The following is a 22,829-nucleotide window of genomic DNA, read 5'->3' on the forward strand; positions in this document are numbered from 1 at the left end:
ACCTCCTTGGCCGGGGTCAGCCGATGACCACGGACGCGGGGAGCAGCAGGGCGCCCAGACCGAAGGCGGCCAGACCGGCCCGGATCCACTGGTGTTTGCGGGCGGCGATCCGGCTCGTCTCGGCCAGGGCGGTGAGAAGAGCGGCCATGGGCAGCTGGTCCGTCTCGGCCAGCGCCCGGGCCAACTGGCCGCGCCGTGAGGCGCGCCGGATGTCACCGAAGTACGTCAGCGGGGCCCCCGGTACCCAGTGGCTCGCGCGGTAGCGGGGAACCACGGCCATGAGGAGGAAGAGCAGCGCCGCGGCCAGGGCGCCGACCCCGGTCCACCACAGGGTGGCCGCAGGCTTCGACAGCTGGTCCGAGGGCCGGCCCCCGCCGGCCAGGAGCCCGCAGACAACGCCCGAGCTCATACCGAGGGCCGCGACCACCACGGCCGCCTTGCTGTCGGCCCGGGTGATCTCGGCGCGCAGCTCGGACAGCAGCCGCGTGGCCGCGGCCGCGCCGGGAACGAGCGGGGTTGCGGACGGCTCCGGCGGCACCGGGCCGCTCACCGGAGGTCCTGGGGAGCGGACTCGTACGCCTCGGGTGTGTACGGGCGGGGAACAGGCGGCACGGTGGGCCCCTGGGGCGGGGCTTCGTCGCCGGAGACCCCCGGACGCGGCATCGGCGGTGCCCCGCCCCCGCTCGGAGGCCACTCCGTGACGGGCAGACGCGGTGCGGGGGCGCCCCGCCCCGTCTCGTCGGCTGGCAGTTGCTGGTTCAGGATGTCGTGCATGGCGCGCAGCGCGAGCTTCTTCGGCGCCGCCAGCTCATACCCCTCCGCGCCGTCCTCGTTCAGCAACTGGGACACCATGTCCGCCTTGGCGCGGATCATGCCGAGCTGATCCTCGCGGAGGCTCTGCATGACCAGCCGGGAGTCCTCCGGGTGCTCGGCCAGGTGGAGGGCCCACGCCCGGACGCCGCCCTGTTCCAGCTGGGCATGGTAGAAGTCGATCTTCGCGAGATCCGCCTCGCGCAACTCCGCCCGCCACTTCTGCTGCTGGAGGAGCAGAGCCTGCTGCCGCTCCCCGTACACCAGCTGCCGGTCGGCCTGGAGCGCGTCGTGCTGTTTCGCCCGCAGAGTGGCTTCGACATCGCAGTCCATGGCCCGGCGTTCGCCGAGGATCCTCTCCCGCGCCGCGTGGTCGATCGCCTGCAGCCGGCGCTGGTGCTCCCGGTTGTCCTGGTCCTGGTGGAGCCGCATGGTCCAGGTGACGACGAGGCCCGCACGGGCGCCGAGCCGCCCTTCGACGCCCACCGTGCGGAGGACCTCGGCCTCGGCCCCGGCGCTGGCGGTGACGGCGAAGCGCCGCGTGACCGGGCGTGCCGCCTGTTCCAGCTCGCTCAGCAGCAGCCGGGGGACATCCCGGTGCCCCGAGGCGACGAACACCGCCGGGTCGCCCACCCGCCAGCTCAGTTCGACGTCGCCCTCGAAATGCAGCGCGTCATTGTCACTGGGCAGCCGCAAGGACACGGCAACGGGGTGCACGCCCATGTCCACCTCGTACACGGCGGTCCAGCGCCGGGCGATGATCTCGCGGCGCGACGGCCGGATGGGAGGCAACGACGGCACGTACGAGCCCGAAGGCGTCGCGAACACCAGGGCGTGGTCGATACGGGTGAACCGCCGGGGCACGAACCCCCACCGGGAGATCTGGCGCACGGTCAGGACCGGGTCCAGCAGCGCCGTATGACGTCCGGCAGGCTGTTCCCAGTCGGGTGCGAGGTGAAACGCGCTCATACCGAGATGTCTCCTGTACTCGTCGGGGCCGGGCGGTGGAGGCCCAGTGCTTCGATGAGGCGCCCCGCCACGGGCGGCACGGGGCCGTCGGCGCCGGGGACCGTACGCAGCAGATGGTCGATGCGGCGGTGGTCCACCTCGTCCACCACGAGCGCGGACAGCAGTCGGCCCAGCGTCCGCTCGGTCACGGGGTCCGCCTGGGCCGCCAGAACCCACCGGCGCAGCACGTCGAGGCCGCGGGAGCGGTGCCCCCGGTCGTTCAGCGCCGTGCGCAGGAGGACCGGGATGCCGACCGCCGCCGGCGTTCGCGCTCTCAGGGCCGTCGCGTACCAGTCGAGTACGAGCGGGCGGCCGGACTCCGCGTCGTCGTCGGCCCGCCCGCAGGCGTTGAGGAAGCCGTTGACGGCCAGAGTCCTGGTCTGCGTGTCCTGGTCGAGCGTTCTCAGGAGCTCGTCGAGCACCTGCTCGTTGGCCGCGGAGAGCAGCAGGAGTTCCACGGACCCGGCCAGTGCCTCGGCGAGCTGCTCCTCGTCCTCCTGACCCGCGTCCAGCGGATCCGCGGACTCGTCGCGCTCCATCCGCGCAGCGGTGCGCAGTGCCGTCAGGGTCTCGACCGGTCGCTCGGGGCCGATCTGCCCGTGGGTACGAATCGCCACCCAGCGCAGGTGCGGCGTCTTGCTGTCGCACCAGGCGTCGAGAATGCGCGGCACGTTCGGCGTTCCCACGTGATGGGCGAGGGTCAGGGCGTGGACGGCGACGGTCCGGGGGCCGTAGAGCGGGGACGCGGCCCAGGGTTCGATCACGAGCGCCATGGCCGAGGGCAGATCGGTGTGGGCGAGGACGGCCACCGCGGCGGAGGCCCGGGTGCGGACGAGAGGTCTGCGGTCCTCGGCAAGCTCCTTGAGCCACCGCACGAGCGCCGGCCGGGCCGATGGGTGGCCCGTCCACACCTCCCTGAGCAGCACCAGCGCGGTCCGGTCGTCCCGGAAAGCGGCGTTCACCTGGTGCACCGGCCCCCACTCCGTGGGCTGCTCCGCTTCGTAGCGACGGGCCCGCGCGAATTGGAGGCGTTTGCCGATGTGTGTCCCGAACACCGGTACGGCGGCGGCGCGTTGGGAATCGACGGTCTGCTGCAGATGCGTGTACAGGCGGTCGCTCACCTCCGCCGTCAACGCGTAGGGACCGTCGTCGAACGCGGCCAGTGCGATGAGGAATGCCTTCTCCCGCAGGTGCAGGACCTCGTCGTCCTCCTCGAACCATTCACGGATCTGGCCTTCGAGAGCGAGCAGCGAGAAGTCCTCCACCTGTCGCTCGTCGGCCTCTCCGGCCGCATGCCGCAGCAGGACGTCGGCGAAGGCCGAGACTTCCCGCGGCTGGTGTTCACGTGCCAGGAACTCCCTGACCACCGGCCTTTCCAGCAGTTCGACGCAGGCGCCCGGACCTGCCCCCGCCCGCACGTGCGCGGTCAGCACGTCCATGGGGGGCGGCGGGTACCAGATCTCCGGCACCACGTCCTCCACGTGCGCCCGGGGGCCGACGGTGATCACCAGATACCCGTCCTGCCGGGCGAGCCGGTCCCGCAGCGCCAGCAGGTCGACCTCCCGCAACGGCTTGTTCCGATCGGTCTCCAGGTCGCAGAGCAGGTGGCCGTGCGCCGTGGGCGGTTCCTCGGTCTCGGAAGCGAGCGAGCCCGGCGCCGTGTCGCGCGCCACGGAGTGCACCGGTGACGCCCCCAGCCGGTGCAGCATCATGAGCGCGGCGGTACGGCGTCCCGACGAGGGCGGACCGCTCAGCACGAGGACGCGCTCCGCGCGCAGGCGTGCGACGAGAGCCGCGAAACGGGGACCGGGGTCGGCGAAGCGCTGGGCCAGCGCGTCGAGCGTCGCCGTGCGGATCTCGCCCGACGACCGGGCCGCGGACAGACCACGGGACCCGTAGTGGATGTGGGTCGTGGTGCCGACGTGGACGGTGCCGTGGAACGACCCGCCGCCGATGCCGTGGTTGACCCCGCCGAGCACGCCACCCGCCAGGCGGGTACCCGTACCGAAGGCCATGGTCCGAGGGGTGTGGTGGCGCAGGTCCCGCTGCGCGGCCCACGCCTCCTGGGGCCGGTCGGTGGCCCTGGAGCCGGGGTTCTCGTCCGGCTGTCCCGCGGTCTCGCCGTCCGCGGCCCCCTCGCTTCCCTGCTGGGGGCCGGTCTCGTTCTCCCCGCTCACCTCCGCTCCCCGCCGTTGCCGAAGTGGATGTCCCCCTGGAAGGTCCCGCCGCCGATGCCGCTGTTCTCGCCGCCGAAGACGCCGCCGGTCACCGTGGCCCCGCCGAAATCGAAGGTGGAGGACGGGGGGGCGGCGGGGCGGTGCACGGGCTCCGGCGCGGTCCTGGCGCCGGCCTCCGGCGCGGCCGGACCGATCCCGTCGGGCAGCGTCCCGTGCAGCCACGCGGACAACGGCCCGTTCTTGCTGTCGACCGTCACCGCGTGGAACTCTTCCACGGGCACGCCGGGGTGCCCGTGCCTCACGACCCCCTGGTAGACGGACTCGGACACGCACAGGGCGAAGTCGCCCCGCTCCCTCCGCAGAGCCTGCCGCAGCACCTCGGCGTCGAGCAGGCGGCAGGCGTGGTTGAGGTCGGAACCGACCCAGCCCCCCTCGCCGTCGACCGCCACGTAGCCGGAGGCGACCACTCCGCGCAGCCGCATCTGCGCGGAGCTGGACGCCGTACGGTTCATGGCGCGGAGTTCCGCCGGAACGAAGGTGAGAAGGGTGCGGAGCAGCGTGGTCGACGACGCGTTGGAGTCGATGAGTTCCATGACGCTGTCGCCCCGGTCGGCGCGCCGGCGCAGCGTCATCTCGATCCCGGCGGCGAGCAGGGCCCGGTCGGTGAGTTCGAACAGCATGCGTCGCAGATATGCCTGTTCGACGTCGTCGCGCCGGCTGAACTTCTCGATGTCGAGAAGAAGGATGGTGCAGTTCACGGGGCCTGACATCGGTGCGCTGCCTCTCGCCGGAAACGGGTTCGGCAAGAGCCTTCCGTCCGTCCGGCCGCCGCGGTCAGGGCAGACGACCCACTCGTACTGTGACGGTGTGCACTGACATCAGGGCGTGAGGGTGCTGTGCTCGGACCGTGCGGTTGCCGGGCCGGCCGGAGAGCCGGCGATCCGGCGGAGCGCGCTCGGGCGTACCACCACCAGGGCTCTGCGGCCGGTCACCACGATGCCGCGCGCCCGCAGGTCCTTCAGCAGGCGCTGCACCATCTCCCGGGAAGCGCCGATCGCTCCGGCCAGCTCCTGTTTGCTGAGCGGTACGTCGATCTCGATGCCCTCCTCCGTGCGCCGCCCGTGCGAGCGGACGAGGTCGAGGAGCAGGATCGCGAACCGTTCCCGGACGCTCAGGGACGCGAACTCCAGCCGCCGCCGGTCGGCCGCCCGGGTCCGGTCGGACGTCAGTCCCAGCAGTTTCAGCGAGACGGCCGGGGAGCGGCTGACGAACTCACGGAACCGCTCGTGCCGGACGGCGACGGCACGCACGGGCGCCAGCGCGGTAACGGTCGCCGACCGGGGGCGGCCGGTGAGTGCCGCGGCCTCGCCGACGATGTCGCCGGGACCTCGGAGCGCGAGCAGGGCCTCGTACCCGTTCTCGGACGAGGCGATCACCTTGGTCCAGCCGTCCAGGATGAGCAGGACATGGGACGACGGCTCGTACTGCTGGAGGAGCGGGGCACGGGGCGCGAAACGCAGCTCCCGGCCGAGGCTGAGCAGGGCTTCCCGGTCCTCGCGTTCCAGCCGGGCGAGGAAGGGCACGCGGTCGTCGAGCCCTTCGTCCCCGGACACAGACGTGCCAGCGGTCATGCCGTCCCCCGTCCTCCCGGCGCGCCGTTCAATGTACTGACGGGGGCGGGTGCCCCGGACGGCGAATGGCGGGATTTCGGCCACGGAGTGTCGTCGCGCGGTCACGGGCGCCCCGGCGGGGTGCCGCCCCCGGGCTGGACACCATTTGTTTTGACCCAGCTCCGTGAGGTAGGTACGCTCAGACCTTGTGCCTGGGGTGTGCCTGGGCTCGTGTGCGTGTCCTCAACCGCATGGCGAGTCCGTCACTGGCCACCGCGATCTGTGCTTCCACTGCTCCCGGGGAGTGGCCCGCAGTATCCGACACACCCGACCGCGTGGGTCGGTGACGTTCCAGGTTAGTTTCACCGACGGCACACAGAAACCGGAGAAGTAGTGCCTACGATTCAGCAGCTGGTCCGGAAGGGCCGGCAGGACAAGGTCGAGAAGAACAAGACGCCCGCACTGGAGGGTTCGCCCCAGCGCCGCGGCGTCTGCACGCGTGTGTTCACGACCACCCCGAAGAAGCCGAACTCGGCGCTCCGGAAGGTCGCGCGTGTGCGTCTGACCTCCGGTATCGAGGTCACGGCCTACATCCCGGGTGAGGGACACAACCTGCAGGAGCACTCCATCGTGCTCGTGCGTGGTGGCCGTGTGAAGGACCTGCCGGGTGTTCGTTACAAGATCATCCGCGGCTCGCTCGACACCCAGGGTGTCAAGAACCGCAAGCAGGCCCGCAGCCGCTACGGCGCCAAGAAGGAGAAGTAAGAATGCCTCGTAAGGGCCCCGCCCCGAAGCGCCCGGTCATCATCGACCCGGTCTACAACTCTCCTCTTGTCACCTCGCTGATCAACAAGATCCTCCTGGACGGCAAGCGTTCCACCGCCGAGCGCATCGTGTACGGCGCCATGGAGGGTCTTCGCGAGAAGACCGGCGCCGACCCGGTCATCACGCTGAAGCGCGCGCTGGAGAACGTCAAGCCCTCGCTCGAGGTCAAGTCCCGTCGTGTCGGTGGCGCCACCTACCAGGTGCCGATCGAGGTCAAGCCCGGTCGTGCCGCCACCCTCTCGCTGCGCTGGATCGTGGGTTACTCCCGCGCCCGTCGTGAGAAGACGATGACCGAGCGCCTCATGAACGAGCTGCTCGACGCCTCCAACGGTCTTGGCGCTGCCGTCAAGAAGCGCGAGGACACCCACAAGATGGCCGAGTCCAACAAGGCCTTCGCGCACTACCGCTGGTAGTCGCTCACCCCATCGAGACCGAGAGAAGATTGAGCCTTATGGCCACCACTTCGCTTGACCTGGCCAAGGTCCGCAACATTGGGATCATGGCCCACATCGACGCGGGCAAGACGACCACCACTGAGCGGATCCTCTTCTACACCGGCGTTTCGTACAAGATCGGTGAAGTCCACGACGGCGCTGCCACGATGGACTGGATGGAGCAGGAGCAGGAGCGCGGCATCACGATCACGTCGGCCGCGACGACCTGCCACTGGCCGCTCAACGATGTTGACCACACCATCAACATCATCGACACGCCGGGTCACGTCGACTTCACCGTCGAGGTGGAGCGTTCGCTCCGCGTCCTCGACGGCGCCGTCACCGTGTTCGACGGTGTGGCGGGCGTCGAGCCGCAGTCCGAGACCGTGTGGCGTCAGGCGGACCGCTACGGCGTTCCGCGTATCTGCTTCGTCAACAAGCTCGACCGCACCGGTGCCGACTTCCTGCGCTGCGTCGGCATGATCGTGGACCGCCTCGGCGCCACCCCGATCGTCATGCAGCTGCCGATCGGTGCCGAGGCCGACTTCACGGGCGTCGTCGACCTCGTGTCGATGAAGGCCTTCGTGTACCCCGAAGAGGCCGCCAAGGGCGAGATGTACAACGTCCTGGACATCCCGGAGAACCTCCAGGAGCAGGCCGAGGAGTGGCGCGGCAAGCTGCTCGAGGCCGTGGCCGAGAACGACGACGCCATGATGGAGCTGTACCTGGAGGGCACCGAGCCCACCGAGGAGCAGCTGCACGAGGCGATCCGTCGCATCACCCTGGCCTCCAAGGGCGGCGCCGACTCCACCACCGTCACCCCGGTGTTCTGTGGCACCGCGTTCAAGAACAAGGGCGTCCAGCCCCTGCTCGACGCGGTCGTGCGCTACCTGCCCTCCCCCCTGGACGTCGAGGCCATCGAGGGCCACGACCCCAAGGACCCGGAGACGGTCGTCAAGCGCAAGCCCTCGGACGACGAGCCGCTGTCGGCTCTGGCGTTCAAGATCGCGAGCGACCCGCACCTCGGCAAGCTCACCTTCGTCCGGATCTACTCCGGTCGCCTGGACGCCGGCACCGCGGTGCTGAACTCCGTCAAGGGCAAGAAGGAGCGCATCGGCAAGATCTACCGCATGCACGCGAACAAGCGTGAGGAGATCGACTCGGTGGGCGCCGGCGACATCATCGCCGTCATGGGCCTGAAGCAGACCACCACCGGTGAGACGCTGTGCGACGACAAGAACCCGGTGATCCTGGAGTCCATGGACTTCCCGGCGCCGGTCATCCAGGTCGCCATCGAGCCCAAGTCCAAGGGTGACCAGGAGAAGCTGGGTGTCGCCATCCAGCGCCTCTCCGAGGAGGACCCGTCCTTCCAGGTGCACTCCGACGAGGAGACCGGCCAGACCATCATCGGTGGTATGGGCGAGCTTCACCTCGAAGTGCTCGTCGACCGCATGAAGCGCGAGTTCCGCGTCGAGGCGAACGTCGGCAAGCCGCAGGTCGCGTACCGCGAGACGATCCGCAAGGCCGTCGAGCGCATCGACTACACGCACAAGAAGCAGACTGGTGGTACCGGCCAGTTCGCGAAGGTGCAGATCGCCATCGAGCCCCTTGAGGGCGGCGACGCGTCCTACGAGTTCGTCAACAAGGTCACCGGTGGCCGCATCCCCCGGGAGTACATCCCCTCGGTGGACGCCGGTGCGCAGGAAGCCATGCAGTTCGGCATCCTGGCCGGCTACGAGATGGTGGGCGTCCGCGTCACCCTTCTCGACGGTGGCTACCACGAGGTCGACTCCTCGGAGCTGGCCTTCAAGATCGCCGGTTCGCAGGCGTTCAAGGAGGGTGCCCGCAAGGCGTCCCCCGTGCTCCTCGAGCCGATGATGGCCGTCGAGGTCACCACGCCCGAGGACTACATGGGCGATGTCATCGGCGACCTCAACTCCCGCCGTGGCCAGATCCAGGCCATGGAGGAGCGCAGCGGCGCTCGCGTCGTGAAGGGCCTCGTGCCCCTCTCGGAGATGTTCGGCTACGTCGGAGACCTCCGCAGCAAGACCTCGGGTCGCGCAAGCTACTCGATGCAGTTCGACTCCTACGCCGAGGTTCCGCGGAACGTCGCCGAGGAGATCATCGCGAAGGCCAAGGGCGAGTAACTCTCCCGAGCTCACGCTTTAGGCTTGTCACCGGAGCCCCGTGGGGCATTCGTCGCAGAGCGGAAGCATTGCGGAGAATGCCCCCGGGCACCGGCATCCCAGCAAAGATCACCTGGCGCCGATGAAGCAAGGCGTACAGAACCACTCCACAGGAGGACCCAGTGGCGAAGGCGAAGTTCGAGCGGACTAAGCCGCACGTCAACATCGGCACCATCGGTCACATCGACCACGGTAAGACGACCCTCACGGCCGCCATTACCAAGGTGCTGCACGACGCGTACCCGGACCTGAACGAGGCCTCGGCCTTCGACCAGATCGACAAGGCTCCCGAGGAGCGCCAGCGCGGTATCACCATCTCCATCGCGCACGTCGAGTACCAGACGGAGTCGCGTCACTACGCGCACGTCGACTGCCCGGGTCACGCGGACTACATCAAGAACATGATCACCGGTGCCGCGCAGATGGACGGTGCCATCCTCGTGGTCGCCGCCACCGACGGCCCGATGCCGCAGACCAAGGAGCACGTGCTCCTGGCCCGCCAGGTCGGCGTTCCGTACATCGTCGTCGCCCTGAACAAGGCCGACATGGTGGACGACGAGGAGATCCTGGAGCTCGTCGAGCTCGAGGTCCGCGAGCTGCTCTCCGAGTACGAGTTCCCGGGCGACGACCTGCCGGTCGTCAAGGTCTCGGCGCTCAAGGCCCTTGAGGGCGACAAGGAGTGGGGCAACACCGTCCTCGAGCTGATGAAGGCCGTGGACGAGTCCATCCCGCAGCCCGAGCGCGACGTCGACAAGCCGTTCCTGATGCCGATCGAGGACGTCTTCACGATCACCGGTCGTGGCACCGTCGTCACCGGTCGTATCGAGCGTGGTGTCCTCAAGGTCAACGAGACCGTCGACATCGTCGGTATCAAGAACGAGAAGACCACCACCACGGTCACCGGCATCGAGATGTTCCGCAAGCTGCTCGACGAGGGCCAGGCCGGTGAGAACGTCGGTCTGCTCCTCCGTGGCATCAAGCGCGAGGACGTCGAGCGCGGCCAGGTCATCATCAAGCCCGGTTCGGTCACGCCGCACACCGAGTTCGAGGCCCAGGCCTACATCCTGTCGAAGGACGAGGGTGGCCGTCACACCCCCTTCTTCAACAACTACCGCCCGCAGTTCTACTTCCGTACCACGGACGTGACCGGCGTCGTGACCCTCCCCGAGGGCACCGAGATGGTCATGCCGGGCGACAACACCGTCATGTCGGTCGCGCTGATCCAGCCGGTCGCCATGGAGGAGGGCCTGAAGTTCGCCATCCGTGAGGGTGGCCGGACCGTGGGCGCCGGCCAGGTCACCAAGATCAACAAGTAATCACTTGTTCGTCTGACCTGGTTGCTCCGCACAGAGCACCGAGAAGGGCCCCGTCCCACCGTTCACGCGGTGGGGCGGGGCCCTTCGCCTTACGCTCAGACCGCGGTCGGCCGCGGCCGGCGCACCATGAACACGTCCACCGGGTCCTCCCGCTCCAGCACGAACCCGTGCCGTTCGTACAGCCGCCGGGCCGCGCTGCCCTGGAGGACGGTGAGCCGGACGGTCAGCCGGTCCGCGTCGGCACGGGCCAGCAGGGTGCCCAGCACGTCCGAGCCGATGCCCCGCCCCTGCAGGCCCTCGTTGAGGAAGAAGCTCTCCAGGCACCGGCCGTCCCCGTCAGGCCGCAGCGTCACACAGCCGGCGAAGCGCCCGTCGACGACGATCACCGAGGTGTGCTCGGGGGCGTACGAGTCGCGCATCCGCGCGCGCACCCGGTGCTCGTCGAAGCGGCCGAGGCGGACCAGGTCGGGGCGCATGACGACGGCCCGCAGCTCGACGATGTCGTCCAGGTCGTCGGGGGTGGCCGGGCGAAGCGCCCAGTCCTGAGTGGTACGTACAGGCATGGGCGGGAGTCTGTCACCCCGGCCCGGTCCCGGGCGATGCCACCGGGGCCCCGGCCGGTGCGAGCGACGCGTCCCGGATGCCGCGCAGCACCTCCGCGCCGATCTCGGCCAGCCGCACGGCGTCCGGCGCGGCGGTGCCCAGCCCGATCGCGTACCCCGTACGGCCGCCGGACGTGACCGGGCGCGGCCAGACGCGGACGTCGGGCGCGCCCGCCGCGGCGAGCGCGGCCACGAGCGCCAGGAGCCTGCCCCGCAGCCGGCCCGCGTCCGTACTTTCGGAGGGGACGGAGGCGAGGGCCCAGGACGGGTGCGCGGCGGTGAGGAGCGGAGGGGCGCACAGCTCCGTACGGGTATCGGCGCCGTCCCCCGCGGCCTCCAGGAGTTCCCAGGCGCGGAACAGCTCCGCCGTGAGCAGATCGCGGCCCGCCGGGGAGACCTGGGTGGTGCAGGAGCGGACGGGCGCGCTCGGGGTGTACACGGTGACGGGGTCGCCGGTCGCCGGGCCCTCGCCCACCGGCTCGCGCCAGTCCCACGCGGCCCACGTCGCGAAGAAGTCGCGCAGGCCGCCCCCCTCGTGCGCGGTCCGGGCGGCCAGGACCGCCCAGGCCAGGCCCGGCAGGCCGCCGCACGGCGCGGCGTCCAGTCCCCGCGCGGCGGCCCACGCCTTGACGTCCCGGGCGAGCCCGGCGAACGCGGCCCGGTGCGGGTCCGCCGCCGAGAGGACCGCCCCGGCGTCGCTCACCGCGCTCAGCGCCACGGCCGCCTCCCCGCCCAGAGCGGTGCGGCGGTCCACCGCGTCGGCGGGGGAGAGGGACCCGGTCGCCACGGTGACGAGATCGACCCGGAGGCCGTCCACCGTCCAGCGCAGCCCCGGAACGCGGGCACCCGTCACCTCGGCCAGGTCCCGCGCCTCCGGGAAGGCCGCCGCCAGCCGGGCCCGCACCCCCGCCGGATCGGGGGCGCCGGGCAGCGCGGCCACCAGGTCCAGATCGGCGCCGGGTGCGGCGCAGCCCGTGCGGCGGGAGCCGACCACGTGGACGCGCGCCCCGGGGAGCGCGGCGACGACGCGGGCGGTCGCCGCCTCGGCCGTCCGCGTCGTCGCGTTCCCGGCCGTACGGTCCGTCGCGCCGGAAGTCCCGCCCGTCCCGGCCGCCGGGGCGCGCGGGGCCAGCTCGACGCGCACCCCGTAGTGGTCGGAGACGTACAGCCCGCCGGGGCCGGGGACGTCGCCGGTGAGCGTGGCGGAGCGGGGGCGCAGCCGGCGGGTGCGGAGCAGGACCCTGTCCAGGCGGGAGACCCGACCGGAGAGGGACGAGACGGCGGCCAGGGGGTTCACGGACGGGTCGAAGGTGGGGGTGGTGTCGGCGGGGCCGCACGCCTCGCTCCACGCGTCCGCCATGGCCAGCCGGGTCTGCGGATGGTCGCCGCCGTCGTTGAAGTCGCCCACCAGCACCAGTTCGCCCTCCACCCCGGCCAGGCCCGAGGCCAGATCGGCGAGTTCGCCGTCGCGGCGGGCCGCGCCGTCGGGGGAGTGGTCACTGCTGAGGTGGGTGACGGCGACCGTGACGGGGCCGTCCGCCGTCGCGACGACGGCCGCGCTCACGGCCTTGTGCGGGCCGAGCGCGTGCACCCCCGCCTCGCGGACAGGGAGCCGGCTGAGCAGCAGCAGTCCGTGGTCGGCCACGTCACGACGAGACGGTTCCGTCGCGACGGTGTAGTTCTTTCGCACCCAGTCACAGGAAAGAACGAGCGAAAGCAGCGCGGGCTCCACCTCCTGGAGCGCTATCACGTCCGCGTCCGCCGCGCGCAGCGCGTCGAGCAGCAGGGGGCGGCGCCGTGCCGTGTCGATGCGGTCGCTGTCGTAGCGGTCCCAGAGGGTGTTCCAGGTCAGGACCGTCAGCCCGGGGGCGGAGGGGGCCGGAGCGCCCGGCGACGCCGGTTCCCAGGCGCCCGTGGCCGGGGAGAAGGCGTGCGGCGTACGCGAGACGAAGTACGGGGCGGGGAGCGCGCGCGGGGTGCGGATGCGGCCGGCGTCGGTGGCGTCGATCCGGTCGGTGCCGGTGGCACGGTCCCAGACGACCTCGCCGTCCGCCTCGACGAACAGCACCCGGTGCCAGGGGATGTCGCCGCCCGGGGTGAAGTGGTCGAGACGGATCCGCTGGGGCTCCCGGCCGCGCTGGGCCACCCCCAGCACGAAGCGCGCCGGATCGAAACGGGCGTCCCAGCGGACCCGGTGGTAGAGCTGCTCACTGGTGCGCATCAGGCCCGGTCCTCCACGGTTCCGCTGCTGCCGATGTACCAGGTGCGGTGCGCCTGGCCGGGGTACGGGGGGACGAAGCGGCGCAGTTGGGCGGCGAGCACCTCCGGGGGCACCGGATGCGCCCGCCGGCGGTTGCGCGCGGTCAGCTCCTCCTCGCCGACCCACACCACCGCGTGGGTAAGCAGCGCGTCCCTCCGGCGGGCGACCGCGTGGACCAGGGAGCGCTGGTGCGCGTTGAGCGAGGTGGCGTCCCAGACCGCGGTGGCGCCCGGCACCAGCGCGGCGTCCAGCCGGCGCAGCCCCTCGCGCAGCACCTCCCCGTTGGCGCCCTGGTCGGTGCGCGCCCCCCGGGCGTCCCGCAGATCGTCCAGCGAGACGTACGCGGCGACCCCCGGCAGCCCCCGGCCGAAGGTGCTCTTGCCGCTGCCGGAGGGGCCGACCAACTGGATCAGGCGCGGGAAGTCCCCGGACCGGTGGCTCCAGGTCGCGGCGACGGCCTCCTCGGCGGTGGTGAGGCGCCCGGCCGCGTACGCCTCGCGGGCGTGGGCCAGACAGCGGGCGGCGGTCTCCGGGTCCAGGCCGGCGAAGGCGTCGGCCAGCCCTTCCGGCTCGGCCACCTCCTGGGCGTGCAGCGCCGACCACTCCACCTGCTCCGCCGCCTCCGCCGTTCCCGCCAGCGCCCCGGCCACCGCGTGCAGCACGGGCAGATCGGCCGCCGACGCCATCCGGGCCAGCCCGGCGCGCCGCTCCTCGTCCGGGTAGGGGCGGTGCAGCGCGGGGGCCAGCCCGACGAGGTCGGCGACGCGGCGGGCGAGCGGCATCCCGAGCGGACCGGCGAGCGCCGGGGCGAGCGCGGTGCGGCCGGTGCCGTGGTGGAGGGCGGCGAGGACCCCGGCCAGCCGGTCGTCGCCCGTGCGGCCCAGCGCGTCGAGCGCGTCGGCGGCGGTCAGGGCGGCCCCGGCGTCGCCCCGGCCCCGACCGGTGGCCGCCGCCAGGGCGGCGGGGTCGACGGGGGCGCCGGAGCGCACGGCCCAGAGCGCGGCGGCCGGGCCGAGTCCGTTCTCCACGACCTCGGCGTGCATCCAGTGGGTGCCCGTCGTCACGTGGTGCGGCCGGACCCACTTGGCGACCAGCCGCCCGAACGCGTCGGCCGGGAACGATCCGGCGGGCCGGACCACGTACCCCTCCTGGCGCGCGGTGTCCGGGCGCAGCCCCCGCAGCGCCTTCTCGGCGCGGGCGTCGAGGACCCCCCGCCAGAGCACGGGCGGCGTCGGGATGCCCAGCCCGCGCAGGAAGTCCACGGTCCGGTCCCACTCCAGACAGCGGTCGCCGTCCCAGACCGAGAAGCCGTAGAAGTGGCTCGCCAGGTCCTCGTACGCGATCGAGTGGCGGGCGAACATGTTCTCGCCGCAGATCCGCCACCCCTCCGGGATACGGGCGGCGACGCGGCTCTGGAGGGCCTTGACCCGGGTCCGGGACGGATGGTGCGCGGAGTCCGGCGAGCGGGCGTGCACTCCGTCGGCGTACAGGGTGGTGTTCTCGCCGTCGAGCTTCTCGGTGACGACGACCTCGGTGCCGGCCAGCGCGGCCGTTCCGCCGAGCCGTACGTCGTCCGGGGTGGCGCCGGGGGACCAGGGCAGATGGGGTGTCCGCGGATAGTGCGTACGCATGATTCGGGCCCCCGTGAGTCGCCGTTCCGGCCGGTCACTGTAGGGGTGTTCGCACGTCCTGTTCGACCGGTTTTCCCGGGTGCGGCGGGGGCGGGGAGCGCCGTGCGGACGCCGCCGCGTTTGACGCGGCGGGCGCGGGGGGTAAGATCCTCGGCCCGATTGGCCAGGCTCACGGCCCGTGTGGCACACTAGCCAGGTTGCTCGGTTGAGTGTCAATGCTGCGCGCCTCCCGCCGGGAGGACCGGAAGCGAGTCCCACAGTACTCGTCGGCCCCTGGGGCCGGACGTACGGGAATCTTTCGGGAAGCGTATGTGTGGCACCGGCCAGGCGCCCGGTGGGTTTCACCCCCGGCACCGCGGACCTGGGCCCGCACCCCCTTGGTTGGGAAATCCTTCGGGAGATCTTCGTAGAGGGGATGCGACACGCCCGACCGCGTGGGTCGGAGGTGGGGTTATCAGAACACCGGGTCCCAGAGCGTTAAACGAGAGACAGGACTACTAGTAGCCATGGCGGGACAGAAGATCCGCATCCGGCTCAAGGCCTACGACCACGAGGTCATCGACTCCTCGGCGAAGAAGATCGTCGAGACGGTGACCCGCACTGGTGCGTCGGTCGCGGGCCCGGTGCCGCTGCCCACTGAGAAGAACGTGTACTGCGTCATCAAGTCGCCGCACAAGTACAAGGACTCGCGCGAGCACTTCGAGATGCGCACGCACAAGCGCCTCATCGACATCCTCGACCCCACGCCGAAGACGGTTGACTCGCTCATGCGTCTCGACCTGCCGGCGGGCGTCGACATCGAGATCAAGCTCTGAGGTGACGCGCGAGATGGCTAAGAACATTAAGGGCGTCCTGGGCGAGAAGCTCGGCATGACCCAGGTCTGGGACGAGAACAACCGGGTCGTCCCGGTGACCGTCGTCAAGGCCGGGCCCTGCGTCGTCACCCAGGTCCGCACCAACGACAGCGACGGCTACGAGTCGGTCCAGATCGCCTTCGGCGAGATCGACCCGCGCAAGGTGAACAAGCCCCTCAAGGGCCACTTCGCCAAGGCCGACGTCACCCCGCGCCGCCACCTGGTGGAGATCCGCACCCCGGACGCGTCCGAGTACACGCTCGGCCAGGAGATCACCGCCCAGGTGTTCGAGTCTGGTGTGAAGGTCGACGTCACCGGCAAGAGCAAGGGCAAGGGCTTCGCCGGTGTCATGAAGCGTCACAACTTCAGGGGCCTCGGCGCCGGCCACGGCGTCCAGCGCAAGCACCGTTCCCCCGGTTCGATCGGTGGCTGCGCCACCCCTGGGCGTGTCTTCAAGGGCATGCGCATGGCCGGTCGGATGGGTAACGAGCGCGTCACCACCCAGAACCTGACCATCCACGCGGTTGACGCGGAGAAGGGCCTGCTGCTCATCAAGGGCGCGGTCCCCGGTCCGAACGGCGGCCTCGTCCTGGTCCGTACCGCGGCCAAGGGGGCTTGAGGTAATGAGCACCATTGACATCCTTTCGCCGGCAGGCGACAAGGCCGGTACCGTCGAGCTCCCCGCGGAGATCTTCGACGCGAAGACCAGCGTTCCGCTGATCCACCAGGTCGTCGTCGCCCAGCTGGCAGCTGCCCGTCAGGGCACGCACAAGACCAAGACCCGCGGCGAGGTCCGTGGTGGTGGGCGCAAGCCGTACCGCCAGAAGGGCACCGGCCGCGCGCGTCAGGGCTCGACCCGCGCACCGCAGTTCGTCGGCGGTGGCGTCGTCCACGGCCCGCAGCCGCGTGACTACTCGCAGCGCACCCCCAAGAAGATGAAGGCCGCCGCCCTGCGCGGTGCCCTCTCCGACCGGGCGCGTCACTCCCGCATCCACGTCGTCACCGGCGTGGTCGAGGGTGGGATCTCCACGAAGGCCGCCAAGACGCTGCTCGGCAAGATCTCGGAGCGCAAGAACCTGCTCCTGGTCGTCGACCGCGCCGACGAGGCCGCGTGGCTCTCCGCACGCAACCTGCCCCAGGTGCACATCCTGGAGCCGGGCCAGCTGAACACGTACGACGTGATCGTCTCTGACGACGTGGTCTTCACCCAGGCCGCCTTCGAGTCCTTCGTGTCTGGCCCCCAGACCGCTGAGACCGAAGGGAGCGACGCCTGATGAGCGAGGCGACCGTTACCAGCAAGACCTACTCCGACCCGCGCGACGTTCTCGTCAAGCCGGTGGTCTCGGAGAAGAGCTACGCGCTGCTCGACGAGAACAAGTACACGTTCATCGTCGCGCCCGGCTCCAACAAGACCCAGATCAAGCAGGCCGTGGAAGCGGTCTTCTCGGTCAAGGTCACCGGGGTCAACACGATCAACCGCCAGGGCAAGCGCAAGCGCACCCGCACCGGTTTCGGCAAGCGTGCCGACACCAAGCGCGCCATCGTGACCCTCGCTGAGGGCGACCGTATCGACATCTTCGGCGGCCCGACCTCCTGACGGAGCGTCGAGTCGTCCGGAATCGGACGAGGACTGAGAAATGGGTATCCGCAAGTACAAGCCGACGACCCCGGGCCGTCGTGGCTCCAGCGTCGCCGACTTTGTCGAGATCACGCGGTCCACGCCGGAGAAGTCGCTGGTCCGCCCTCTGCACAGCAAGGGCGGCCGTAACAACACCGGTCGTGTGACCGTTCGCCACCAGGGTGGTGGCCACAAGCGCGCCTACCGCGTGATCGACTTCCGTCGTCACGACAAGGACGGCGTGCCGGCCAAGGTCGCGCACATCGAGTACGACCCCAACCGCACCGCGCGCATCGCGCTCCTGCACTACGCGGACGGCGAGAAGCGCTACATCATCGCCCCGCGCGGCCTGGTGCAGGGCGACCGTGTCGAGAACGGCCCGACCGCCGACATCAAGCCCGGCAACAACCTGGCGCTGCGCAACATCCCGGTCGGTACGACCATCCACGCCATCGAGCTGCGGCCCGGCGGCGGCGCGAAGTTCGCCCGCTCCGCGGGTGCCTCCGTGCAGCTGCTGGCGAAGGAGGGCACCATGGCCCACCTTCGTATGCCGTCGGGTGAGATCCGCCTGGTCGACGCCCGCTGCCGCGCCACCATCGGCGAGGTCGGCAACGCCGAGCAGTCGAACATCAACTGGGGCAAGGCCGGCCGCATGCGGTGGAAGGGCGTCCGCCCGACCGTCCGTGGTGTCGTCATGAACCCGGTCGACCACCCGCACGGTGGTGGTGAGGGCAAGACCTCCGGTGGCCGTCACCCGGTTTCGCCGTGGGGTAAGAAGGAAGGTCGTACGCGTTCGCCCAAGAAGGCGTCGAACAAGTACATCGTCCGCCGCCGCAAGACGAACAAGAAGCGCTAGGAGCGGGTTTAGATGCCGCGCAGTCTCAAGAAGGGGCCCTTCGTCGACGGCCACCTCATCAAGAAGGTGGAAGTTCAGAACGAGGCAGGCACCAAGAACGTCATCAAGACCTGGTCCCGTCGCTCGATGATCGTCCCGGCCATGCTGGGTCACACCATCGCGGTGCACAACGGCAAGATCCACGTCCCGGTGTTCGTCACCGAGTCGATGGTCGGCCACAAGCTCGGCGAGTTCTCGCCGACTCGCACCTTCCGCGGCCACGTCAAGGACGACCGGAAGTCGAAGCGCCGCTAACCGCGGAGTGGAACGACTATGACTTACACCGAAGGGACAACCATGGAAGCCAGGGCCCAGGCGCGGTACATCCGCGTCACGCCCATGAAGGCCCGCCGCGTGGTGGACCTCATCCGTGGCATGGATGCCACGGAGGCTCAGGCGGTCCTGCGTTTCGCCCCGCAGGCCGCGAGCGTGCCGGTTGGCAAGGTGCTGGACAGCGCCATCGCCAACGCTGCACACAACTACGACCACACGGACGCCTCTTCGCTGGTCATCAGCGAGGCGTACGTGGACGAGGGCCCGACCCTGAAGCGGTTCCGTCCGCGTGCTCAGGGCCGTGCCTACCGGATCCGTAAGCGGACCAGCCACATCACCGTGGTCGTCAGCAGCAAGGAAGGAACCCGGTAATGGGCCAGAAGGTAAACCCGCACGGGTTCCGGCTCGGCATTACCACGGACTTCAAGTCCCGTTGGTACGCCGACAAGCTGTACAAGGACTACGTCAAGGAAGACGTCGCCATTCGTCGCATGATGACGAAGGGCATGGAGCGGGCCGGCATCTCCAAGGTGGAGATCGAGCGCACCCGCGACCGCGTCCGCGTTGACATCCACACCGCGCGTCCGGGCATCGTCATCGGCCGCCGCGGCGCCGAGGCCGACCGCATCCGCGGCGAGCTGGAGAAGCTGACCGGCAAGCAGGTCCAGCTGAACATCCTCGAGGTCAAGAACCCCGAGGTGGACGCTCAGCTGGTGGCCCAGGCCGTCGCCGAGCAGCTCTCCTCCCGCGTCTCCTTCCGTCGGGCCATGCGCAAGAGCATGCAGAGCTCGATGAAGGCCGGCGCCAAGGGCATCAAGATCCAGTGCGGTGGCCGCCTCGGCGGCGCCGAGATGTCCCGCTCGGAGTTCTACCGCGAGGGCCGTGTGCCCCTGCACACCCTCCGCGCGAACGTGGACTACGGCTTCTTCGAGGCCAAGACGACCTTCGGCCGCATCGGTGTGAAGGTCTGGATCTACAAGGGCGACGTCAAGAACATCGCCGAGGTCCGCGCCGAGAACGCTGCTGCCCGTGCGGGCAACCGCCCGGCCCGTGGCGGCGCTGACCGTCCGGCCGGTCGCGGTGGCCGCGGTGGCGAGCGTGGCGGTCGCGGCCGCAAGCCGCAGCAGTCGGCTCCGGCCGCCGAGGCCCCCAAGGCCGAGGCGTCCGCCGCTGCTCCGGCTGCTGAGAGCACCGGAACGGAGGCCTGACCGAAATGCTGATCCCCCGTAGGGTCAAGCACCGCAAGCAGCACCACCCGAAGCGCAGCGGTATGTCCAAGGGTGGCACGCAGGTTGCGTTCGGCGAGTACGGCATCCAGGCGCTGACCCCGGCGTACGTGACGAACCGTCAGATCGAGTCCGCTCGTATCGCCATGACGCGTCACATCAAGCGTGGCGGCAAGGTCTGGATCAACATCTACCCGGACCGTCCCCTCACCAAGAAGCCTGCCGAGACCCGCATGGGTTCCGGTAAGGGTTCCCCGGAGTGGTGGATCGCCAACGTCAAGCCCGGACGCGTCATGTTCGAGCTGTCGTACCCCAACGAGAAGATCGCCCGTGAGGCGCTGACCCGTGCGGCCCACAAGCTGCCGATGAAGTGCCGGATCGTCAAGCGCGAGGCAGGTGAAGCGTGATGTCGGCCGGTACCAAGGCGTCCGAGCTGCGCGAGCTGGGCAACGAGGAGCTCCTCAACAAGCTCCGCGAGGCCAAGGAAGAGCTGTTCAACCTCCGCTTCCAGGCGGCGACCGGGCAGCTCGAGAACCACGGTCGGCTCAAGTCCGTCCGTAAGGACATCGCCCGGATCTACACCCTGATGCGTGAGCGCGAGCTCGGCATCGAGACGGTGGAGAGCGTCTGATGAGCGAGAACACTGTGACTGAGACCAAGACCGAGCGCGGCTTCCGCAAGACCCGCGAGGGCCTCGTCGTCAGCGACAAGATGGACAAGACCGTCGTCGTCGCCGTCGAGGACCGCGTCAAGCACGCGCTGTACGGCAAGGTCATCCGCCGTACGAACAAGCTCAAGGCCCACGACGAGCAGAACGCCGCCGGCGTCGGCGACCGCGTCCTCCTGATGGAGACCCGGCCGCTGTCCGCCACGAAGCGGTGGCGCATCGTCGAGATCCTCGAGAAGGCCAAGTAATTTCCTGAGGGGTTTCCCTCAGGTCAGTTCCGCCAGGCTCGGCGCGGGAGCCTCGTAACACGCTTACGGGGCTCCCCGCCGGGAACCGGCAGACGATCAGGAGATAGACGTGATCCAGCAGGAGTCGCGACTGCGTGTCGCCGACAACACGGGTGCGAAGGAAATTCTCACCATCCGTGTTCTCGGTGGCTCGGGTCGCCGCTACGCGGGCATCGGTGACGTCATCGTCGCCACCGTGAAGGACGCGATCCCCGGTGGCAACGTGAAGAAGGGTGACGTCGTCAAGGCCGTCATCGTTCGCACCGTCAAGGAGCGTCGTCGTCAGGATGGCTCGTACATCCGCTTCGACGAGAACGCCGCCGTCATTCTGAAGAACGACGGCGACCCCCGCGGCACCCGTATCTTCGGCCCGGTCGGCCGTGAGCTGCGCGAGAAGAAGTTCATGAAGATCATCTCGCTCGCGCCGGAGGTGCTGTAAGCATGAAGATCAAGAAGGGCGACCTGGTTCAGGTCATCACCGGCAAGGACAAGGGCAAGCAGGGCAAGGTCATCGTGGCCTACCCCGCTCAGGACCGCGTCCTCGTCGAGGGTGTCAACCGGGTCAAGAAGCACACCAAGGCCGGTCAGACCGCTCGCGGTTCGCAGACCGGTGGCATTGTGACGACCGAGGCGCCCGTCCACGTCAGCAACGTGCAGCTGGTTGTCGAGAAGGACGGCAAGAAGGTCGTCACTCGCGTCGGCTACCGTTTCGACGACGAGGGCAACAAGATCCGCGTTGCCAAGCGCACCGGTGAGGACATCTGATGACTACCACCACTGCGCCGCGTCTCAAGACGCGCTACCGCGAGGAAATCGCCGGCAAGCTGCGTGAGGAGTTCTCCTACGAGAACGTCATGCAGATTCCCGGTCTGGTCAAGATCGTGGTCAACATGGGTGTGGGCGACGCCGCCCGCGACTCCAAGCTGATCGACGGCGCCGTGCGCGACCTCACCACGATCACCGGTCAGAAGCCGGCCGTCACCAAGGCCCGCAAGTCGATCGCGCAGTTCAAGCTGCGCGAGGGGCAGCCGATCGGCTGCCACGTCACCCTTCGCGGTGACCGCATGTGGGAGTTCCTGGACCGTACGCTGTCGCTCGCGCTTCCGCGTATCCGTGACTTCCGCGGCCTGTCGCCGAAGCAGTTCGACGGCCGTGGCAACTACACCTTCGGTCTCACGGAGCAGGTCATGTTCCACGAGATCGACCAGGACAAGATCGACCGGGTCCGGGGCATGGACATCACCGTGGTCACCACGGCGACCAACGACGACGAGGGTCGTGCCCTCCTTCGTCACCTCGGCTTCCCGTTCAAGGAGAACTGACCGTGGCGAAGAAGGCTCTGATCGCTAAGGCCGCCCGTAAGCCGAAGTTCGGCGTCCGCGGGTACACCCGCTGCCAGCGCTGCGGCCGGCCCCACTCCGTCTACCGCAAGTTCGGCCTGTGCCGTGTGTGCCTTCGTGAGATGGCTCACCGCGGCGAGCTGCCGGGCGTGACCAAGAGCTCCTGGTAATTCTCCTTCGCCCGTTGGGCGTTGGGAATCACCGGAGACTCTCGGTAAGCATCTGGTCGGCAGGAGCCCACCCCCGCATGCCGTAGGCTTGCAGGGTTGGGCGCCTGCCGCCCAAGACCGACTTACTACGCCGTAGGTCCCCGCGCCGCACCCGTCCCGCCTCTGAGTGGGGAGAGGGATGGCGCATACAGGAAACCCCGGCGAGAGAGGCCGAAGGCCAATTCATGACCATGACTGATCCGATCGCAGACATGCTCACGCGTCTGCGTAACGCGAACTCGGCGTACCACGACTCCGTCGTGATGCCGCACAGCAAGATCAAGTCGCACATCGCGGAGATCCTCCAGCAGGAGGGCTTCATCACCGGCTGGAAGGTCGAGGACGCCGAGGTCGGCAAGAACCTCGTCCTCGAGCTGAAGTTCGGCCCGAACCGCGAGCGCTCGATCGCCGGCATCAAGCGCATCTCGAAGCCGGGTCTGCGTGTGTACGCAAAGTCCACCAACCTGCCGAAGGTCCTCGGCGGCCTGGGCGTGGCGATCATCTCCACGTCCCACGGTCTCCTGACCGGCCAGCAGGCTCAGAAGAAGGGCGTAGGTGGGGAAGTCCTCGCCTACGTCTGGTAGTCGGGAACGGAGGAATA

Annotated in this window: 28 protein-coding genes; 20 read left to right on the top strand and 8 right to left on the bottom strand. The window is 69.7% G+C overall.

The genetic code is table 11. The features are described from left to right. Window positions 1–16: 16 nt before the first annotated feature. The 5 genes from ACWCXC_RS01790 to ACWCXC_RS01810 all read right to left on the bottom strand — a co-directional run bounded on the left by ACWCXC_RS01790 (window position 17) and on the right by ACWCXC_RS01810 (window position 5,626). Complete coding sequence (locus ACWCXC_RS01790; protein ID WP_450885978.1) at window positions 17–550, bottom strand: Pycsar system effector family protein; 534 nt, start codon at window positions 548–550, stop codon at window positions 17–19. Next, window positions 547–1,779 (bottom strand): hypothetical protein, encoded by a 1,233-nt coding sequence (locus ACWCXC_RS01795; RefSeq protein WP_450885980.1) that lies wholly within the window; start codon window positions 1,777–1,779, stop codon window positions 547–549. Before ACWCXC_RS01795 ends, ACWCXC_RS01790 begins: the two co-directional genes overlap by 4 nt. After that, window positions 1,776–3,995 carry a hypothetical protein gene (locus ACWCXC_RS01800; protein ID WP_450885982.1) on the bottom strand — a complete coding sequence of 740 codons (2,220 nt, stop codon included), beginning with the start codon at window positions 3,993–3,995 and terminating at the stop codon, window positions 1,776–1,778. Before ACWCXC_RS01800 ends, ACWCXC_RS01795 begins: the two co-directional genes overlap by 4 nt. Beyond that, the gene (locus tag ACWCXC_RS01805) at window positions 3,992–4,765 is read right to left on the bottom strand and encodes a hypothetical protein (RefSeq protein WP_450885984.1); all 774 of its coding nucleotides are present in this window, start codon (window positions 4,763–4,765) and stop codon (window positions 3,992–3,994) included. Before ACWCXC_RS01805 ends, ACWCXC_RS01800 begins: the two co-directional genes overlap by 4 nt. Before the next feature lie 108 nt (window positions 4,766–4,873). Beyond that, entirely contained in the window at window positions 4,874–5,626 is a 753-nt protein-coding gene (locus ACWCXC_RS01810) for a Crp/Fnr family transcriptional regulator (RefSeq protein ID WP_450885986.1), read from the bottom strand. Between the two features lie 372 nt (window positions 5,627–5,998). Here ACWCXC_RS01810 and rpsL point away from each other — a divergent pair, with 372 nt between their 5' ends. The 4 genes from rpsL to tuf all read left to right on the top strand — a co-directional run bounded on the left by rpsL (window position 5,999) and on the right by tuf (window position 10,366). Next, window positions 5,999–6,370, top strand: a complete 372-nt coding sequence (rpsL, locus tag ACWCXC_RS01815) for a 30S ribosomal protein S12 (RefSeq protein ID WP_003948652.1) — start codon at window positions 5,999–6,001, stop codon at window positions 6,368–6,370. Between the two features lie 2 nt (window positions 6,371–6,372). Beyond that, window positions 6,373–6,843, top strand: coding sequence for a 30S ribosomal protein S7 (gene rpsG / locus ACWCXC_RS01820; RefSeq protein ID WP_450682351.1), 471 nt, complete (start codon window positions 6,373–6,375; stop codon window positions 6,841–6,843). A gap of 38 nt (window positions 6,844–6,881) precedes the next feature. Then, complete coding sequence (gene fusA, locus ACWCXC_RS01825) at window positions 6,882–9,011, top strand: elongation factor G (RefSeq protein WP_450682350.1); 2,130 nt, start codon at window positions 6,882–6,884, stop codon at window positions 9,009–9,011. 161 nt (window positions 9,012–9,172) lie between these two features. After that, window positions 9,173–10,366, top strand: coding sequence for an elongation factor Tu (gene tuf, locus ACWCXC_RS01830; protein ID WP_383640021.1), 1,194 nt, complete (start codon window positions 9,173–9,175; stop codon window positions 10,364–10,366). A gap of 95 nt (window positions 10,367–10,461) precedes the next feature. On the opposite strand, the gene ACWCXC_RS01835 is transcribed toward tuf, so the two are convergent. From ACWCXC_RS01835 to ACWCXC_RS01845, 3 genes are read right to left on the bottom strand one after another with little or no spacing between them, the layout of a single operon-like run. Then, a complete protein-coding gene (locus ACWCXC_RS01835) occupies window positions 10,462–10,929 on the bottom strand; it encodes an N-acetyltransferase family protein (protein WP_450885989.1) in 468 nt (155 codons plus the stop codon). Between the two features lie 13 nt (window positions 10,930–10,942). Then, the gene (locus tag ACWCXC_RS01840) at window positions 10,943–13,189 is read right to left on the bottom strand and encodes an RNA repair domain-containing protein (RefSeq protein WP_450682348.1); all 2,247 of its coding nucleotides are present in this window, start codon (window positions 13,187–13,189) and stop codon (window positions 10,943–10,945) included. Next, window positions 13,189–14,859, bottom strand: a complete 1,671-nt coding sequence (locus ACWCXC_RS01845) for an RNA ligase family protein (protein ID WP_450885992.1) — start codon at window positions 14,857–14,859, stop codon at window positions 13,189–13,191. The genes ACWCXC_RS01840 and ACWCXC_RS01845 overlap by 1 nt, the downstream gene beginning before the upstream one ends. 506 nt (window positions 14,860–15,365) lie before the next feature. Between ACWCXC_RS01845 and rpsJ the strand changes: the two genes are divergently transcribed. The 16 genes from rpsJ to rpsH all read left to right on the top strand — a co-directional run bounded on the left by rpsJ (window position 15,366) and on the right by rpsH (window position 22,812). After that, the gene (gene rpsJ, locus ACWCXC_RS01850) at window positions 15,366–15,674 is read left to right on the top strand and encodes a 30S ribosomal protein S10 (RefSeq protein WP_003948644.1); all 309 of its coding nucleotides are present in this window, start codon (window positions 15,366–15,368) and stop codon (window positions 15,672–15,674) included. A 13-nt stretch (window positions 15,675–15,687) separates the two neighbouring features. Then, window positions 15,688–16,332 carry a 50S ribosomal protein L3 gene (rplC, locus tag ACWCXC_RS01855; protein ID WP_383640009.1) on the top strand — a complete coding sequence of 215 codons (645 nt, stop codon included), beginning with the start codon at window positions 15,688–15,690 and terminating at the stop codon, window positions 16,330–16,332. Between the two features lie 4 nt (window positions 16,333–16,336). Continuing rightward, window positions 16,337–16,987, top strand: a complete 651-nt coding sequence (gene rplD / locus ACWCXC_RS01860; protein WP_383640005.1) for a 50S ribosomal protein L4 — start codon at window positions 16,337–16,339, stop codon at window positions 16,985–16,987. Further along, on the top strand, window positions 16,987–17,310 hold the full coding sequence (gene rplW, locus ACWCXC_RS01865; protein ID WP_003966958.1) for a 50S ribosomal protein L23: 324 nt from the start codon (window positions 16,987–16,989) through the stop codon (window positions 17,308–17,310). The genes rplD and rplW overlap by 1 nt, the downstream gene beginning before the upstream one ends. Before the next feature lie 40 nt (window positions 17,311–17,350). Beyond that, window positions 17,351–18,187: a 50S ribosomal protein L2 gene (gene rplB, locus ACWCXC_RS01870; RefSeq protein ID WP_450682346.1), complete on the top strand. Its 837-nt coding sequence runs from the start codon at window positions 17,351–17,353 to the stop codon at window positions 18,185–18,187. A 12-nt stretch (window positions 18,188–18,199) separates the two neighbouring features. Beyond that, on the top strand, window positions 18,200–18,481 hold the full coding sequence (gene rpsS / locus ACWCXC_RS01875) for a 30S ribosomal protein S19 (RefSeq protein WP_093540761.1): 282 nt from the start codon (window positions 18,200–18,202) through the stop codon (window positions 18,479–18,481). A gap of 42 nt (window positions 18,482–18,523) precedes the next feature. Continuing rightward, complete coding sequence (rplV, locus tag ACWCXC_RS01880; protein ID WP_004571827.1) at window positions 18,524–18,871, top strand: 50S ribosomal protein L22; 348 nt, start codon at window positions 18,524–18,526, stop codon at window positions 18,869–18,871. After that, entirely contained in the window at window positions 18,871–19,707 is an 837-nt protein-coding gene (rpsC, locus tag ACWCXC_RS01885) for a 30S ribosomal protein S3 (RefSeq protein WP_148020233.1), read from the top strand. Before rplV ends, rpsC begins: the two co-directional genes overlap by 1 nt. A 5-nt stretch (window positions 19,708–19,712) precedes the next feature. Continuing rightward, window positions 19,713–20,132 carry a 50S ribosomal protein L16 gene (gene rplP, locus ACWCXC_RS01890; RefSeq protein ID WP_018101222.1) on the top strand — a complete coding sequence of 140 codons (420 nt, stop codon included), beginning with the start codon at window positions 19,713–19,715 and terminating at the stop codon, window positions 20,130–20,132. Next, the gene (gene rpmC / locus ACWCXC_RS01895; RefSeq protein ID WP_014047786.1) at window positions 20,132–20,356 is read left to right on the top strand and encodes a 50S ribosomal protein L29; all 225 of its coding nucleotides are present in this window, start codon (window positions 20,132–20,134) and stop codon (window positions 20,354–20,356) included. Before rplP ends, rpmC begins: the two co-directional genes overlap by 1 nt. Then, window positions 20,356–20,640, top strand: coding sequence for a 30S ribosomal protein S17 (gene rpsQ / locus ACWCXC_RS01900; protein ID WP_383639998.1), 285 nt, complete (start codon window positions 20,356–20,358; stop codon window positions 20,638–20,640). The genes rpmC and rpsQ overlap by 1 nt, the downstream gene beginning before the upstream one ends. Window positions 20,641–20,749: 109 nt before the next feature. Continuing rightward, window positions 20,750–21,118 carry a 50S ribosomal protein L14 gene (rplN, locus tag ACWCXC_RS01905; protein WP_003966950.1) on the top strand — a complete coding sequence of 123 codons (369 nt, stop codon included), beginning with the start codon at window positions 20,750–20,752 and terminating at the stop codon, window positions 21,116–21,118. Between the two features lie 2 nt (window positions 21,119–21,120). Continuing rightward, on the top strand, window positions 21,121–21,444 hold the full coding sequence (gene rplX / locus ACWCXC_RS01910) for a 50S ribosomal protein L24 (RefSeq protein ID WP_111337423.1): 324 nt from the start codon (window positions 21,121–21,123) through the stop codon (window positions 21,442–21,444). Further along, on the top strand, window positions 21,444–22,001 hold the full coding sequence (gene rplE / locus ACWCXC_RS01915) for a 50S ribosomal protein L5 (RefSeq protein ID WP_018550615.1): 558 nt from the start codon (window positions 21,444–21,446) through the stop codon (window positions 21,999–22,001). Before rplX ends, rplE begins: the two co-directional genes overlap by 1 nt. A 2-nt stretch (window positions 22,002–22,003) precedes the next feature. Next, window positions 22,004–22,189, top strand: coding sequence for a type Z 30S ribosomal protein S14 (locus tag ACWCXC_RS01920; RefSeq protein ID WP_003948630.1), 186 nt, complete (start codon window positions 22,004–22,006; stop codon window positions 22,187–22,189). Between the two features lie 224 nt (window positions 22,190–22,413). After that, window positions 22,414–22,812, top strand: a complete 399-nt coding sequence (gene rpsH / locus ACWCXC_RS01925) for a 30S ribosomal protein S8 (RefSeq protein WP_005313538.1) — start codon at window positions 22,414–22,416, stop codon at window positions 22,810–22,812. The last annotated feature ends 17 nt before the right edge of the window (window positions 22,813–22,829 follow it).

It is taken from the genome of Streptomyces sp. NPDC001515, assembly GCF_053597115.1.

Coding starts and splice junctions, on each gene's coding strand:
- rpsG (WP_450682351.1), top strand. CDS start 6,373: ATGCCTCGTAAGGGCCCCGCCCCGAAGCGCCCGGTCATCATCGACCCG.
- rpsS (WP_093540761.1), top strand. CDS start 18,200: ATGCCGCGCAGTCTCAAGAAGGGGCCCTTCGTCGACGGCCACCTCATC.
- rpmC (WP_014047786.1), top strand. CDS start 20,132: ATGTCGGCCGGTACCAAGGCGTCCGAGCTGCGCGAGCTGGGCAACGAG.
- rplW (WP_003966958.1), top strand. CDS start 16,987: ATGAGCGAGGCGACCGTTACCAGCAAGACCTACTCCGACCCGCGCGAC.
- ACWCXC_RS01845 (WP_450885992.1), bottom strand. CDS start 14,859: ATGCGTACGCACTATCCGCGGACACCCCATCTGCCCTGGTCCCCCGGC.
- rplC (WP_383640009.1), top strand. CDS start 15,688: ATGGCTAAGAACATTAAGGGCGTCCTGGGCGAGAAGCTCGGCATGACC.
- rplE (WP_018550615.1), top strand. CDS start 21,444: ATGACTACCACCACTGCGCCGCGTCTCAAGACGCGCTACCGCGAGGAA.
- ACWCXC_RS01810 (WP_450885986.1), bottom strand. CDS start 5,626: ATGACCGCTGGCACGTCTGTGTCCGGGGACGAAGGGCTCGACGACCGC.
- ACWCXC_RS01840 (WP_450682348.1), bottom strand. CDS start 13,189: ATGCGCACCAGTGAGCAGCTCTACCACCGGGTCCGCTGGGACGCCCGT.
- rplV (WP_004571827.1), top strand. CDS start 18,524: ATGGAAGCCAGGGCCCAGGCGCGGTACATCCGCGTCACGCCCATGAAG.
- fusA (WP_450682350.1), top strand. CDS start 6,882: ATGGCCACCACTTCGCTTGACCTGGCCAAGGTCCGCAACATTGGGATC.
- rpsQ (WP_383639998.1), top strand. CDS start 20,356: ATGAGCGAGAACACTGTGACTGAGACCAAGACCGAGCGCGGCTTCCGC.
- rpsC (WP_148020233.1), top strand. CDS start 18,871: ATGGGCCAGAAGGTAAACCCGCACGGGTTCCGGCTCGGCATTACCACG.
- ACWCXC_RS01835 (WP_450885989.1), bottom strand. CDS start 10,929: ATGCCTGTACGTACCACTCAGGACTGGGCGCTTCGCCCGGCCACCCCC.
- rpsH (WP_005313538.1), top strand. CDS start 22,414: ATGACCATGACTGATCCGATCGCAGACATGCTCACGCGTCTGCGTAAC.
- rplB (WP_450682346.1), top strand. CDS start 17,351: ATGGGTATCCGCAAGTACAAGCCGACGACCCCGGGCCGTCGTGGCTCC.
- rplD (WP_383640005.1), top strand. CDS start 16,337: ATGAGCACCATTGACATCCTTTCGCCGGCAGGCGACAAGGCCGGTACC.
- rpsJ (WP_003948644.1), top strand. CDS start 15,366: ATGGCGGGACAGAAGATCCGCATCCGGCTCAAGGCCTACGACCACGAG.
- rplX (WP_111337423.1), top strand. CDS start 21,121: ATGAAGATCAAGAAGGGCGACCTGGTTCAGGTCATCACCGGCAAGGAC.
- ACWCXC_RS01805 (WP_450885984.1), bottom strand. CDS start 4,765: ATGTCAGGCCCCGTGAACTGCACCATCCTTCTTCTCGACATCGAGAAG.
- rplP (WP_018101222.1), top strand. CDS start 19,713: ATGCTGATCCCCCGTAGGGTCAAGCACCGCAAGCAGCACCACCCGAAG.
- ACWCXC_RS01795 (WP_450885980.1), bottom strand. CDS start 1,779: ATGAGCGCGTTTCACCTCGCACCCGACTGGGAACAGCCTGCCGGACGT.